17 protein-coding genes are annotated in these 14,564 nt (G+C 45.3%); 15 read left to right on the forward strand and 2 right to left on the reverse strand.

What is annotated here, in order from left to right:
* Positions 1 to 3: 3 nt before the first annotated feature.
* From lptE to MHN00_RS12655, 14 genes are all read left to right on the forward strand, one after another.
* Entirely contained in the window at positions 4 to 540 is a 537-nt protein-coding gene (gene lptE / locus MHN00_RS12590) for an LPS assembly lipoprotein LptE (protein WP_014976413.1), read from the forward strand.
* Positions 541 to 555: 15 nt separating this feature from the next.
* On the forward strand, positions 556 to 1,584 hold the full coding sequence (gene holA / locus MHN00_RS12595) for a DNA polymerase III subunit delta (RefSeq protein WP_239301344.1): 1,029 nt from the start codon (positions 556 to 558) through the stop codon (positions 1,582 to 1,584).
* Positions 1,585 to 1,597: 13 nt separating this feature from the next.
* Positions 1,598 to 2,299: a nicotinate (nicotinamide) nucleotide adenylyltransferase gene (gene nadD, locus MHN00_RS12600; protein WP_232379148.1), complete on the forward strand. Its 702-nt coding sequence runs from the start codon at positions 1,598 to 1,600 to the stop codon at positions 2,297 to 2,299.
* Between the two features lie 17 nt (positions 2,300 to 2,316).
* Positions 2,317 to 2,634 (forward strand): ribosome silencing factor, encoded by a 318-nt coding sequence (gene rsfS / locus MHN00_RS12605; protein ID WP_014949353.1) that lies wholly within the window; start codon positions 2,317 to 2,319, stop codon positions 2,632 to 2,634.
* A 116-nt stretch (positions 2,635 to 2,750) separates the two neighbouring features.
* Positions 2,751 to 3,221 carry a 23S rRNA (pseudouridine(1915)-N(3))-methyltransferase RlmH gene (gene rlmH / locus MHN00_RS12610; protein WP_014949352.1) on the forward strand — a complete coding sequence of 157 codons (471 nt, stop codon included), beginning with the start codon at positions 2,751 to 2,753 and terminating at the stop codon, positions 3,219 to 3,221.
* Between the two features lie 30 nt (positions 3,222 to 3,251).
* Positions 3,252 to 5,165, forward strand: a complete 1,914-nt coding sequence (gene mrdA / locus MHN00_RS12615; protein WP_014949351.1) for a penicillin-binding protein 2 — start codon at positions 3,252 to 3,254, stop codon at positions 5,163 to 5,165.
* The gene (gene rodA / locus MHN00_RS12620; protein ID WP_039232696.1) at positions 5,165 to 6,280 is read left to right on the forward strand and encodes a rod shape-determining protein RodA; all 1,116 of its coding nucleotides are present in this window, start codon (positions 5,165 to 5,167) and stop codon (positions 6,278 to 6,280) included. Before mrdA ends, rodA begins: the two co-directional genes overlap by 1 nt.
* 5 nt (positions 6,281 to 6,285) lie before the next feature.
* Positions 6,286 to 7,308, forward strand: a complete 1,023-nt coding sequence (locus tag MHN00_RS12625) for a septal ring lytic transglycosylase RlpA family protein (RefSeq protein ID WP_239301346.1) — start codon at positions 6,286 to 6,288, stop codon at positions 7,306 to 7,308.
* 318 nt (positions 7,309 to 7,626) lie between these two features.
* On the forward strand, positions 7,627 to 8,811 hold the full coding sequence (locus tag MHN00_RS12630) for a D-alanyl-D-alanine carboxypeptidase family protein (protein ID WP_014949348.1): 1,185 nt from the start codon (positions 7,627 to 7,629) through the stop codon (positions 8,809 to 8,811).
* Between the two features lie 101 nt (positions 8,812 to 8,912).
* The gene (gene ybeD / locus MHN00_RS12635; RefSeq protein ID WP_014949347.1) at positions 8,913 to 9,176 is read left to right on the forward strand and encodes a DUF493 family protein YbeD; all 264 of its coding nucleotides are present in this window, start codon (positions 8,913 to 8,915) and stop codon (positions 9,174 to 9,176) included.
* Positions 9,177 to 9,848, forward strand: coding sequence for a lipoyl(octanoyl) transferase LipB (lipB, locus tag MHN00_RS12640; RefSeq protein WP_239301348.1), 672 nt, complete (start codon positions 9,177 to 9,179; stop codon positions 9,846 to 9,848).
* Complete coding sequence (lipA, locus tag MHN00_RS12645) at positions 9,841 to 10,803, forward strand: lipoyl synthase (RefSeq protein WP_049588697.1); 963 nt, start codon at positions 9,841 to 9,843, stop codon at positions 10,801 to 10,803. The genes lipB and lipA overlap by 8 nt, the downstream gene beginning before the upstream one ends.
* A 190-nt stretch (positions 10,804 to 10,993) precedes the next feature.
* Positions 10,994 to 12,001 (forward strand): asparaginase, encoded by a 1,008-nt coding sequence (ansA, locus tag MHN00_RS12650; protein WP_014976407.1) that lies wholly within the window; start codon positions 10,994 to 10,996, stop codon positions 11,999 to 12,001.
* Positions 12,002 to 12,042: 41 nt separating this feature from the next.
* A complete protein-coding gene (locus MHN00_RS12655) occupies positions 12,043 to 12,882 on the forward strand; it encodes a DUF2797 domain-containing protein (RefSeq protein WP_014976406.1) in 840 nt (279 codons plus the stop codon).
* A 100-nt stretch (positions 12,883 to 12,982) separates the two neighbouring features.
* Here MHN00_RS12655 and MHN00_RS12660 read toward each other — a convergent pair whose 3' ends face one another.
* Together MHN00_RS12660 and MHN00_RS12665 are read right to left on the reverse strand one after the other, a co-directional pair.
* A complete protein-coding gene (locus MHN00_RS12660) occupies positions 12,983 to 13,534 on the reverse strand; it encodes an NAD(P)H nitroreductase (RefSeq protein WP_239301350.1) in 552 nt (183 codons plus the stop codon).
* Between the two features lie 169 nt (positions 13,535 to 13,703).
* Positions 13,704 to 14,315 carry a DoxX family protein gene (locus MHN00_RS12665; protein ID WP_014949341.1) on the reverse strand — a complete coding sequence of 204 codons (612 nt, stop codon included), beginning with the start codon at positions 14,313 to 14,315 and terminating at the stop codon, positions 13,704 to 13,706.
* A gap of 44 nt (positions 14,316 to 14,359) precedes the next feature.
* Here MHN00_RS12665 and MHN00_RS12670 point away from each other — a divergent pair, with 44 nt between their 5' ends.
* The gene (locus tag MHN00_RS12670) at positions 14,360 to 14,551 is read left to right on the forward strand and encodes a hypothetical protein (RefSeq protein ID WP_014949340.1); all 192 of its coding nucleotides are present in this window, start codon (positions 14,360 to 14,362) and stop codon (positions 14,549 to 14,551) included.
* The last annotated feature ends 13 nt before the right edge of the window (positions 14,552 to 14,564 follow it).

The raw sequence follows: 14,564 nt of genomic DNA on the forward strand, positions 1-14,564 counted from the left end.
CTGATGAAAAAGCACTTACAATTCGCAGTCGCTGTGTTGGGAACCGTATTGGTTACTGGCTGTGGCTTTCATTTGCGAAGTAGCCCTAGCTTACCTGACGACATAAACACCGTTGCTATTGAAAGTGCCCGAGCACACGCGCCCTTGGCGCGTGCGCTTGATAAACGCTTAAACGTTTACGGTTTATCCAGTGTTAGCGTAGATAAAACATCGCGCTCTAACCAAAACGTAAACATCTATTTGCTTCCAGAGAAATTAGAACGTCAGCTGCTGTCGGTTTATCCTTCGGGTCAAGTTGCTGAATATGAACTGATATATGTTGTGCGTTACCGCGTGCAGTTTCCTGGTAAGGAAGCGGTAATGGTGCAATTTGAAGTAGTACGTGACTATCAAGACGACCCTGACCAAGTGTTGGCAAAGTCTCGCGAACTTGAATTGATGCTAAGTGAAATGCGCGATGAAGCCGCTGATATCATGATCAGACGCCTTTCCAGTCAGGCAGCCGCTGCACCAAATGCATCAACTTCCGTTAGTCAGTAAACATCAGAATTTTTCATGCAGATTTATCCAAACCAATTTAGCCAAGATATCACCAAGGCACTTCGCCCGTGCTATCTGGTGTTTGGAGATGAACCCCAGCAGAAGTTTGATGTCATTGAGCAAATACGCGCTAAAGCAAAAGCCAATGGCTTTGAAGAGCGTACAGTACTTGTTGCTGAAACGGGCTTTAACTGGAATCAGTTGATTGAAGCCACGCAAAGCATGTCGCTTTTCTCAAGCCAACAGTTTATTGAACTAGAGCTGCCTACGGGAAAACCGGGCACTGAAGGCAGTAAAATGCTGCAAGAAGTCGCGGCATCATTAAACCCCGATATTTTGTTGCTGGTTCACGGCCCCAAAATTGGCAAAGACGTGCAGCGCGGCAAATGGTTTAAAGTGCTTGATGATTTGGGCGCGTCGGTATTGTGTTACCCGTTGGAAGGCAAGCAGCTCAATGCATGGCTAAACCAGCAGTTAAATGCCCACCAACTCTCCGTATCAGCGTCGGGTGCTAAGATGATTGCTGATTTCTGCGAAGGCAACATGCTTGCTGCTAAGCAAGAAATTGATAAGCTCGCCCTACTCTATCCACACCAGTCTATTTCAGACGAACAAATTGAAAAGGCGATGGTCGATCAGTCGCGTTTCAACGTGTTTCAACTAGTTGACGTTATGCTTAGCGGCGACAGTACCCGCTGCATAAAAATGCTATACCGATTAGAGAGCGAGGGTCTGGAGCCTAACATCATTATTTGGGCGCTGATTCGAGAGTGGGAGCAGTTATGGAAACTAAAACTAGTGCAGCAAAGCGGTGCCCCCATTCAGTGGCAAAAATTCGGTATTTGGCGTAATAGACAAGGTTTTTATCAAAGTGCCTTGAATCGTCTGAGCGTCGCGCAGCTAGAAGACATCCAAAAAGCGTTGACTCAGTCAGATCATGCATTCAAACAAAATGTCATTGCCCGCCCTTACGTCGAAATGTGTCACTTGTGCATGATGTTCATGGGTATGGACCTTCGCGAAATTCCTTTGTTACAGGCATAATGGGCAAGTCTAAGTGAGTCTTTCCGGCGCTTCTCGAGCATATCCAACGGTGAAAGCCATTCTTGGTGGTACGTTTAATCCGCCGCATAAAGGCCATATTGGTGCGGCACTAAAAGCGGCAGATGAAATTGGAGTAAACCACGTTCATCTCATGCCTTGTAAATTAGCTCCGCATAAGTCAGTAGGTGTGTCAGAAAGCCATCGGGTAAAAATGATTGAACTTTGCGCCCAAAACAATGACAGACTTATTCCAGAGTTAATTGAACTGACGCTTCCGTCACCTTCTTATACAGTTAAAACGCTGCGTGCACTTAAAGAGAAAAGCGATGACACAATCTGTTTTTTCATTGGCGCAGATTCACTGTATAATCTGGACAAATGGTACGAGTGGGAACACCTGCTCGATTATTGTCACTTAGTGGTTATGCGCAGAGACGATGAGAAATTTTCGCCTCCACCCGCAATACAAGCTTGGTTAGATTGTCATGTGGCTAACGATAAAAGTGTTATTCACGCAAAGCCTGCAGGCCATGTAGTGTTAACCAACACACCGCTTTTTAGTGTTTCATCTACTGAAATTCGTGACGTACTAGCAAGTGCTGCCACGTCCGAGAAATCGGGTACGCCAAACAGTTCAAATGCTGACCTATCTAACTTATGGTTAGAAGAAAGCGTTTTAGATTACATAAACGAACATCAGTTATATAAAAGTTAAGTAAGTGAGGAAAACTCTTGGAGAGTCAACAGCTCAAACAGTTTGTTAAAGACAAAATTGACGATATGAAAGGCCGTGATGTTATTGAACTAGACGTTCGCGGCAAATCAAGTATTACAGATACCATGATCATTTGTTCAGGTAACTCAAAGCGCCACGTTTCATCTATTGCAGAAAATGTCATGGTAGAAGCGAAGAAAGCGGGCCACGCACCTGGAAGCGTGGAAGGTAAGGAAACCGGCGAATGGGTTCTGGTTGATTTTGGTGATGTTATTTTGCACGTTATGCAAGATGAAACCCGTGATTTCTACCAGCTAGAGAAACTGTGGTCGTAGTGGCGTAAACGCCTGCTATAAACATGCAGTAACACGGTCAATAAAGGCCATACTCAAATGCGTATGGCCTTTATTGTATAAGTGAAATACTAATTCCTGCGGTAAGGGTAAAAGAAGTGCGTATACAAATCGTCGCGGTCGGAACAAAAATGCCAAGCTGGGTAAGTACAGGCGTGGATGAGTTTATTCGTCGTTTCCCTAGCGACATGCCAGTGTCCTTTACTGAAATACCCGCCGGAAAGCGAGGCAAAAACGCGGATATTAAGCGCATTTTGGAAAAAGAAGGCGAGCAAATGCTAGCCGCTATTCCCAAAGGAAATCGCATTGTTACGTTAGAAGTAACTGGTAAACCCTGGGACACTCCCACGCTTGCTAAACAACTCGACAATTGGAAAATGGACGGGCGCGACGTAAGCCTGCTTATTGGTGGTCCAGAAGGGCTAGCACCAGAATGTATTGCAGCGTCGGAACAAAAGTGGTCCTTATCAGCCTTAACTCTACCCCATCCACTTGTTAGGATCATTCTTACAGAAAGCTTATACCGCGCGTGGTCGGTGACGCAAAATCACCCTTATCACCGTGAGTAATTGGTCGCTTTATTAATGCAAAGGAAGTCAATGCAACGAAAACGTCAAGCAATACGGGACCACTCCGCTGAAGCGAACTTGTTCGCGCGCCGAGCGACCATTGCTTTTATTATTGTTGTGGCCATGTTGGGCATTGTACTTAACAACCTCTATTCTTTGCAGGTCACCCAGTTTGAAGATTATCAAACCCGGTCTAACGGTAACCGAATTAAAGTGCTGCCCGTAGCGCCTAACCGCGGTCTCATTTATGACCGTAACGGCGTGCTTTTAGCCGAGAACCGTCCGGTTTTCAGTTTGGAAGTTATTCCAGAGCAAGTGGATGATATTGAGCAAACCCTTGCAGATCTGACCGAGTTAATGAGCATCACCAGCGATGAAATTGAACGCTTTCAATCTACGCTTAAAGGAACGCGAAGATTTAAACCCGTTGCGCTTCGCACTCAGCTAAGCGAAGAAGAAGTAGCGTTATTCTCTGCCAGCAAACACAAATTTCCAGGTGTTCAAATTGAAGCGCGTTTAGCTCGTCATTACCCTTATAAAGAAACGCTTACCCATGCACTGGGTTATGTTGCACGCATTAACAAGCGAGACTTACAAAAACTTGTTGAAGCAGGCCAAGAAGATAATTACGCCGCAACCCACGATATCGGTAAGCTAGGCATAGAGAAATACCACGAAGAGCTGCTTCATGGAAAAGTGGGTTATCAGCAGGTCGAAGTAAACAACCAAGGCCGAATTATTCGTGTACTCAGTGTTGAGCCACCAACACCGGGCAAAGACATCGTACTTAACCTGGATTTAGAGCTTCAGTTAGAAGCCCAGCGAATAATAGAAGGCATGCGCGGCGCTGTAGTGGTTACCGATGTTAAAACAGGTGGCGTACTGGCACTTTACTCTAACCCTAGTTACGACCCCAATTTATTCGTGCACGGTATCAGCAGCAAGAATTACTCTGCGCTACTGAATTCGCCAGACCGCCCGCTAATTAACAGGGCGACACAAGGACAATACCCTCCCGCTTCTACCATTAAACCGCACCTTGGTTTTGTTGGACTAGAAGAAGGCATTATCACCAAAGACTACACCATTAACGATACAGGTCGCTATCAATTGCCAAATGTGTCGCACGTGTGGCGCGATTGGCGTAGATGGGGACATGGCAAAGTTAACGTATCAAAAGCAATAGAAGTGTCGTGCGATACTTATTATTACGAGCTAGCGTATAAATTGGGTATCGATAAAATCAGTGAATCTATGTACGAATTCGGATTCGGAGATTTCACGGGTATCGATCTTTACGAAGAGTCAGATGCCAACATGCCTAGCCGAGGCTGGAAACGCGCTCGCTTTAATCAACCTTGGTATATTGGTGACACCATACCCGTTGGTATAGGACAGAGCTATTGGACCACCACGCCGGTACAGTTAAATACATCGGTTAACACGCTGATCAATGCTGGGGAACGCTATATTCCACAAATCATTCGCGGTTATATGAACACCGATAGTTCTGTCGACCTCATCCCACTTAAGTCGCTGCGGCCTATAGAGATTAAGAACCGTAACAATTTAGATGTGGTGTTAAACGCCATGCGCGATGTTGTGAGTGGCGAAGAAGGCGGCGCGCGTCATGCATTTGCAGATACCCCATACGACTCTGCGGGTAAGACAGGAACAGCACAGTTATTTACCGTTGGTCAGAATGAAAAATATGACGCTACTAAAATTGATGAGCGTCTTCGAGACAATGCCATGTATGTTGGCTTTGCCCCTTTCAATGATCCAGAGATATCGGTAACCGTGGTCCTTGAAAACGTAGGCGGTGGTAGTAAGAACGCAGCACCCGTCGCCCGTCAAATCATGGATTTCTATTTCAGAGACCGAGTTTTTGAAACTGCCGAAGCTGACTCGGCAAACACTGATAATGAATTAGGGACAAACTAGTGAAGAGAACCACCATAAACCCTAATAAAATAAGTTTTCTTCAGCGCATTCATATCGATGGCTGGCTGTTAGTCGGGCTACTCGTGCTAAGTTGTGTTGGGCTATTTACTCTGTACTCGGCGTCAGGTCAGGATATGGAGCAAATGGAGCGCCAGTTTATCAGGCTGGGATTTAGCTTTATCGTTATGTTCGGATTAGCCCAAGCCCCTTTGGGCGTGTTTAGGTTTTTCTCAACCTATGCCTATGGTGCAGGCCTGCTCATGCTAATTGCCGTTTTATTATTTGGTGATATGGGCAAAGGCGCACAGCGCTGGCTAGACCTGGGCTTTATCCGTTTTCAGCCCTCTGAACTGATGAAGCTTGCCGTGCCTATGATGGTTGCATGGTATATCAGTAAATTCACTATGCCGCCACGCACCACCCACATTATCGTTGGGTTTGGTTTGGTGGTCGTGCCCACCATTCTCATTGCAAAGCAGCCTGATTTAGGGACCTCGTTACTCATCGCCAGTTCAGGTATTTTTGCCATATTCCTGGCAGGTATGAGCTGGCGTCTTATTTCAGTAGTGGGCGGCCTCATTGGCGCGTTTGCGCCTGTGATGTGGTTCTTTTTAATGAAGGATTATCAAAAGCAGCGGGTTCTTACTTTTTTGAACCCGGAAAGCGATCCACTAGGTTCTGGCTACCACATAATCCAATCTAAAATTGCCATTGGTTCCGGTGGTGTAGACGGCAAAGGCTGGCTGCAAGGCACGCAATCACAACTCGAGTTTCTACCTGAACGTCACACTGACTTTATCTTTTCAGTATTCAGTGAAGAGTTTGGTCTTACCGGTGTAATGTGTTTAATGGCAATATACATTTTTATAATTATGCGCGGCCTTATAATTTCTAGCCGGGCACAAGACGCCTATGCAAAATTGCTTGGAGGCAGTATTACCCTTACCTTTTTTGTTTATGTGTTTGTAAACATGGGCATGGTGTCCGGATTACTTCCCGTGGTGGGTGTTCCCCTTCCTCTAGTGAGCTTTGGAGGAACATCTATGGTGACTTTAATGGCAGGTTTTGGCATTCTTATGGCCATTGCCACTCAGAAACGTTTAATGTCTAGATAACTTGTATGTTGCAGCGCCTTTTTTCGGTACTTGATTTTGTAAAAGCGGGTTTAGTTAATGCGGGTCTTGTTAACCAGAATCTGGCAAACGGGCAGTTCTTTCGCTATGGCTCAGCTGTTTTTATAGTTTTGGCATTAGTGGGATGCCAAAGTGCACCTACACAATCTGGTCGCTATACCCAAAAGCAAGACTCAGCGCCTAAGCACGTAGCCAAGAAACCAGAAACACTTGATGCTGTACCAAAATACGAAGCCTACCGCATGTTTAACAGCAGGCCTTACAAGGTACTGGGCAAGCACTACACGCCAATGGATAGTGGTAAAGGCTATGAAGAGGTCGGCTATGCCAGTTGGTATGGCCAGAAGTTTCACGGTCACTTAACCTCAAATGGCGAAACTTACAATATGTTTGCCATGAGCGCGGCTCACAAAACATTGCCTCTGCCCTCTTACGTGCGTGTTACTAACTTGGAAAACAACAAACAAGCGATCGTCCGCGTTAACGACCGCGGCCCTTTTCACGATGATAGAATTATCGATTTGTCGTATGCAGCCGCAGTAAAACTAGGCTACCACAGCAAAGGCACAGCGCGAGTCAAACTTGAAGTTATCCACTTTGACGAACAAAACAATGTGACGGTGGGAAACAGTCCAACTGTTACTTACGATGAATATTTGGGTATTGCGGTAGTACCCGCACCGGCCTTGGCAGCAACTTCACCTACCCCGCCATTAGCCCCCTCTTCGAACACCGCGGATACCAACTCAAGCAGCAGTGAGAAAAGTAGCAACGCGGTAAGTGATGCGATCTATATTCAAGTTGCTGCGCTTTCAAACGCCGAGAAAGCAAAATCTATCTCTAACGTGCTATCGGCGTTATATCAAATTCCCGCTCACCTGCCAGTAGCAGATAACATTTATAAACTACAGTTAGGCCCTATCCACGATGAAGCAGTCGTCGCGGAGGTTCTTGAACAATTAAAGCAAAATGGCTATCCCAACGCTTACGCGATTACGCAGACCATGTAGTTAGTTGGGTTGTCGCACGCTCATAAAAACAACGACATTGTGGCAGCATTGTGTCATTCAGCAGGCAATATCACGGTTTCTTCGCCTAATACCTACAATCACGTAAACTTTTTTGATAAAACCTAGTCTTATAAGCAGCCTTTCGTTAAGATCTCTCGTCACCTCAGCTAATAAGTAGGTGAAACAACAGAATTCGGTTACGAACTGGACAAAAGCTAAAATTGGGTAGCCATGTTTTGCGGTCATCGTTTCGCGGTCATCGCAACAATAAGGTAAGCTTTAACTCACACGGATAAAACGGTCAAAGAAATTAGAACCATGCTCAGAATAATTCAACGCGCTAAACCGTCATTACTTTCATTTGCCTTTTTGGTGATAGGCACTTTACTACACACAGCAAATGCTGCCGTAGTCACTCCGCCTGCTCCTTCAGTTGCCGCAGAAGGTTTTCTTCTAACCGACTTTGAAACGGGTCATGTGATTGCATCTAAAAATGCGGACATGCAGCTTGCTCCTGCGAGCTTAACGAAAATAATGACTATTTATGTTATTGGCAAAGAACTACAGGCCGGTAACATCAGCTTAGACGACGAAGTGACTATCTCGGAAAACGCATGGGCGAAGAAATTCCCTGACTCGTCAAAAATGTTTATTGAAGTAGGTACACAAGTTTCAGTACGTGACTTACTACGTGGCATTGTTGTGCAGTCAGGTAACGACGCCTGTGTTGCTATGGCAGAACACGTAGCAGGTTCAGAATCTGCTTTTGCCAGCATGATGAATGCACACACGGCATCACTTGGCATGAGTGGTTCTCACTGGGTTAATGCTCACGGTCTTCACGACCCTGACCACTACACTACCCCTCGTGACATGGCGATTCTGTCTCGCGCGCTTATCGCAGAAACGCCAGAAATGTACAAGATTTATAGCGAGAAGGAATTCACCTACAACGGCATTAAGCAATACAACCGCAATAGCCTGTTATGGGACAAAAGCTTAAACGTTGATGGCATTAAAACTGGCCACACGTCTGATGCGGGCTACAGCCTAATCACTTCTGCAGAGCAAGGCGGTATGCGTCTAATCTCTGTAGTTATGGGGACTGATAGCGAACGTGCACGTAAAGTTGAAAACAAAAAGCTACTTAAGTATGGCTTCCGTTTTTACGAGACACTTACGCCATACCAAGCTGGTCATAGTTTCGTTGCTCACCGCATCTATATGGGTGATAGAGAGACAGTAGACCTTGGAATTAATCAATCTACCCCCATTACTATTCCACGCGGTCAGGCGGCTAATTTAGAAGCTAACTTCGAACTTGATGACAAGCTTGAAGCACCACTTGCAAAAGGTCAGGTTGTTGGAAAACTTTATCTACAACTAGACGGTGAAGATGTGGCTAGCTATCCCCTAGTTACCCTTCAAGAAGTAAAAGAAGGCAGCTTCTTTAATCGCATGAAAGACTACATTATGCTTCAGCTAGGATTTGACGACGAGTAAACACCTTTACTGAATACGTTAAAAAGCTAGTTGTGAAGCGGCCAGATTTGTTACAATCTGGCCGTTTTTTTATATGATATTTTAAGTACCAAGGATATCGCATGGATACCCGTTTCGACGAATTACTAGATTTTCCAACAAACCAAACGTTTAAAGTCATGGGCGTTGCTCATGAAGACCTACCTCAACAGGTAGTGAGCTGCCTTCAGCAACATGCGCCAGGCGATTACTCGCCTAACGTAAAACCAAGTAGTAAAGGTACTTACCACTCGGTGTCTATCAGTGTGCGTGTAACCAGCAAAGAGCACATGGAAACCATTTACACTGAACTTGCCAAATTAGAGCTGGTTAGGGTTGTACTTTAAGTGAATGAGCAGTCGATAGCGTCTGACGCAAACGGCGTTATAGTACGTCAGTTAGGGCGTCAGCCGTATGAGCCTATCTTCGAGGCAATGAAACGCTTCACCGATGAGCGAGACCAAAATACCCAAGATGAAATTTGGCTTGTTGAACACGATGCCGTCTTTACGCAAGGACAAGCAGGCAAAGCTGAACACATACTTATGCCTGGTGATATTCCTGTTGTTCAGGTTGACCGAGGTGGCCAAGTGACCTACCACGGTCCAGGCCAACAAGTGATTTATCTGATGCTAAACATAAGGCGCAGAAAGCTAGGTGTTCGCCATTTAGTCACTGCTATGGAAGAAGCGGTGGTCGGACTACTTGGAAAATACGGCGTAACCGCGTATCCAAAGCCCGATGCGCCTGGCGTATACGTCGATGAGAAGAAAGTTTGTTCATTAGGTTTAAGAATACGTAATGGCTGCTCGTTTCATGGCTTAGCTTTAAATGTTAATATGGACTTATCACCGTTTCAGCGTATTAATCCTTGCGGTTATGCCGGTATGGAAATGATCGATACCGCGCGCCTCAATGGTCCAACTACGCTTGAGACCGCTGGTAATGAATTAACGCATTTGTTGCTAGAAGCGCTTTCCATTGCACAGCCAACATACAAAGAAGGTTTTGATGAGTAATGCACGACCTCAAGCGGGGATAAAACTCCGTGATGATGAAAAAGTAAAACACATTCCCGTCACTATTATTCCTACTGAAAAGGAAGAAATGCTGCGCAAGCCGGAGTGGATTAAAATCAAGCTTCCTCGTACTACCGAGAAAATTGATCACATCAAACAGACACTTCGCAAAAACAATCTTCACTCTGTGTGTGAAGAAGCGAGTTGTCCTAACCTTGCCGAGTGTTTCAACCACGGTACAGCCACCTTTATGATTCTAGGTGATATTTGTACTCGTCGTTGTCCTTTCTGTGACGTAGCCCACGGTAAACCTCTGCCTCCTAGTGCAGAAGAGCCTGAGAAGCTGGCTAAAACCATTGCAGAAATGAATTTGCGCTATGTGGTTATTACTTCTGTTGACCGCGATGACCTTCGCGACGGTGGCGCTCAGCATTTCGTAGATTGTATTAACGCCATTCGCGAACACAGTCCAACAACGACAATCGAAGTATTAGTACCCGATTTTCGTGGACGTATGGATCGTGCACTTGAGATTTTCAAAGACGGCGTGCCTGATGTGTTCAACCACAACTTAGAGACGATCCCGCGTTTATACCGTGAATGTCGCCCTGGCGCGAATTACCAATGGTCGTTGGATTTGCTTAAGAAGTTTAAAGCGCAACACCCTGACGTGATGACCAAATCTGGTCTGATGATGGGTATGGGCGAAGAGAACGAAGAAATTCAAGGCGTACTTGATGATCTGCGCGCTCACAATGTGGACATGCTTACGCTGGGTCAATACCTTCAGCCAAGCCGTCACCACTACCCGGTTAAGCGCTACGTACACCCTAAGGAATTCGACGCCCTTGGTGACTACGCAAAAGAAATTGGCTTCACCCATGCAGCATGTGGCCCAATGGTCCGCTCGAGCTACCATGCAGACCAACAAGCAGCGGGTAAAGAAGTTAAGTAGTACCGAACTTCAGCATAGGGCTCAGCCTAACGTTGCTAAAAAGTTGATACAGAATAAAAGCGGTGATCTTCACCGCTTTTTTGTGCCTTCGTATTTCAGGGTGACAAACCCGTGGGTATTGTTAGAATGCCCGTCAAATTACGCTATCCCCTTTTGAAAAGTATTCCCAAATTAAGGGTAAGGTCATTTCATGCGCAAACATATATATATTGCCTATACAGGTGGAACTATTGGTATGAAGCCGTCTAAACAAGGCTACGTACCCGCTGCAGGCTTCTTGTCAGACACACTGAAAAAGATGCCGGAGTTTCACCGTTCTGAAATGCCCCTTTTTACCCTGCATGAATACGATAACCTTATCGATTCATCAGACATGGACCCGTCTGATTGGCAGCGTATTGCCGATGATATCGCCGACAACTACGACAAGTACGATGGCTTCATTATTTTGCACGGTACAGACACCATGGCATACACCGCCTCGGCGTTGAGTTTCATGCTTGAGGATTTGTCAAAACCTGTCATTGTTACCGGTTCTCAAATTCCACTGGCAGAGCTTCGCTCAGATGGTCAAGTCAACCTTCTAAACGCGTTATATGTTGCCGCGAACTTCCCCATTGCCGAAGTCGGACTGTTCTTCAACAATAGACTACTTCGTGGCAACCGCAGCCGCAAAGTAGATGCAGATGGATTCAGTGCCTTTGACTCCCCTAACTTTCCTCCACTGTTAGAAGCTGGCATTAACATTCGTCTGAAAGCCGGTGAATTAGCGAAGACACCAAATAACACCTTAACGGTATCGAACGTCAAAGCCCAACCGATCGGCATGGTAAGTTTGTATCCCGGTATTGCGCCAGAGGTGATTAAAAACACGCTACAGCAACCTGTGAACGCGTTGATTTTACTGAGTTATGGTGTGGGCAATGCACCTCAGAACCCTGAGCTTATTGCACAGTTAAAATACGCAAAAGCCAGAGAAATTCCTGTTTTGAATTGTACCCAGTGTATGCGCGGTCGCGTAAACATGGGTGGCTATGCCACTGGCCATGGCCTACAAGAAGTAGGAGTTTTATCGGGTAGCGATATGACGCCCGAGGCTGCCCTCGCGAAACTGCACTACTTATTAAGTAAAGGGCTTCCTTTTGAGGAAATAAGCCATCTATTAACGCAAAACTTGCGCGGCGAATTAAGCGACTAACAGCGTTACAAATAAAGTTTTTAAGAAAAAGGTTTCAACAAGTGACAACAACATATTCGGGTATGCTTAAAAAAATGCGTACCTCCGCCGATGAAAACAATACCGTGCACTACTCGCTTCCAATTGGTGATGAGTTGGTAGATATCAATTCTCTTATCGGCAAGGAAGTAACGGTAACCTACTCTGGTGAAATCAACTGTGTTCACTGCAACCGCAAAACCAAAAAAAGCTTCAACCAAGGATACTGCTACCCGTGTTTGATATCGCTGGCACAATGCGATAGCTGCATTATTAAGCCAGAAAAGTGCCATTACCACGAAGGGACGTGCAGAGAACCTCAGTGGGGTGAAGAACATTGCTTTAGTGAGCATTTTGTTTATTTGGCTAACACAGGTACGGTAAAAGTGGGCATCACTCGTCAAGTCACCGAAGGCGTGTCTACCCGTTGGATGGATCAAGGTGCCACGCAGGCTACCGTAATGCTGCGAGTTCCTGACAGGCTTACCAGTGGTTTGGTTGAAACGTTATGCAAAGATCACATTGCAGATAAAACCAATTGGCGAACAATGTTAAAGGGCAAACCTGACGAGGTTGATTTAGAACAGGTCAAAACCGAATTAATGGGTAAAATTGAAAGTGAGCTAGAAGCGCTGAAGCAAGAAAAAGGGCTTCAAGCAGTATCAGAAGTGACTACGCCTATCCATGATATTCATTACCCTGTTGAAGATTATCCGGTAAAGATAAAATCTTTAAACTTAGATAAGACACCGTCATTTACTGGTGTATTGCAAGGTATCAAGGGGCAATACTGGATGCTAGATGGCGATCGCGTTATTAATATCAGGAAGTTCGCTGGTTATAATGTAGACCTATCTTTCTAGGTTAAATGTTAGGGTCTTATGTTAACTTACTTATAAAAATAAGACCCTTATTACCCGCCGCTAGCTATCTAATGCGGCAGTTTATTCGAATAGGTATCAACTACTGCCAGAATTCAAAGTAGTCGTTACTATTTCTTTGCGGTTTAGGTGCAGGCTCAAACGCTGGCGTTCCTAAATATAAGAAACCTACCAGCTCGTCTTCTTCACTTAAACCTAATCCGTTTCTTACCGTCTCACAGTGTGCGTAGCCACCGGTGCGCCACATGCCGTTAAACCCTTGTGCTACTGCTGCCATTTGCATCGCCATCACGCCACAGCTTGCCGACGCTATCTGCTCAACACGCGGTACCTTTTCATGTTCCACATGCTTTGCGATGGCTACGATAACCATAGGTGCGCGGTGAGGAAGCTGCACGGCACGTTCAATTTCTTTCTGCGACTTTTCATTTTCAATAGCGGATTGCTCATAGAGTGTACCTAGCTTATCCAGCCCTTTTCCTGTGCACACGATAAAACGCCATGGAGTAAGACAAGCATGGTCTGGGGCACGTAGTGCAGCCTGCATAATATTCTCTAAGGCACCTCCACTAGGTGCTGGCGCTTCCAATCGAGGCTGAGAACTTCTGTTGAGTAACAATGTTAATGCGTCCATTTACGTCCCTACTTTATTTTTTCGCGTTGCTGTTGTCACGCTTCGATTTTCATAATCGAGACAAGCGTGCCAACAACAATAATTTACCTAACCTGAATGCTAGATCCTACGGTTCATAAACGAAAAAGACCAGAAAATTCCGGCCTTTTGTACAGGAAATGGAGCGTCCCTAATTACTTTTAGAACGCATGGCTTTATTCACATAGTAATCGACACTAAAGAAGCGTCCACCACCATAGATAAACAAAACTAAAAGCATAATAAAATAGGTCGCAGCGAATTCGATGCCGTTGTTAAGTACCACAAAGTTACCGCTGGATGTAAGCCAGTCATAATGGCCATGCTCTTGTAACAATGATTTAGCTGCCGCAAGCTTTTCTGGCGCAGCCATAATGTTTTCATTCAGTAAGATAGTACCGTCGGCTAACCATGAAGACGCATCAGCAATAGCGAGCCATCCATTCTTAGCGTGAACACTCACCATAGCGACTATCATGGTTACCATTAATGGAATACTCACCAAGCGCGTCAATGCACCCAATAACAATAGAACACCGCCCACGAGTTCTGCGGCTGTAGCTAAGAACGCCATTACCAAAGGCATTGGTAAACCAAGCCCATAATCATCGTTACCAAACCAATCTACAATACTGTCGAAACTGGATGCTTTATTCCAGCCAGCCTGTATCATCACTGGTGCTAAATACAAGCGCAATAAAAGTAAAGGAATGCCATCTGCCACTTGCAGTCGGGCTACGATTTGTTGGTAAATGTGTGTCATTGTTTTGCCTACTTTGTGTGATTAAGAAATAAGAACGGCACTTTATGAAAAAAATTTCATCGCGCGAAAATAAGCCCTCACCGTTTTTACGACTAATGAAAAAGGGCCATGGAAAAACCGGCTATAAAGCAAAGAATGGAAAATTTCTTATGACGATGAGCGAAGATAGTCACAAACGTATTGCCTCCCTCATTCGAAAGTGGCTGGAACAAGACGAAAAAAAGAACGCAGAATAAAAGTCATCGTAAG

Source organism: Alteromonas sp. Cnat2-8 (genome assembly GCF_022348355.1).
In the GTDB taxonomy this organism is placed as follows: Bacteria; Pseudomonadota; Gammaproteobacteria; order Enterobacterales; family Alteromonadaceae; genus Alteromonas; species Alteromonas macleodii.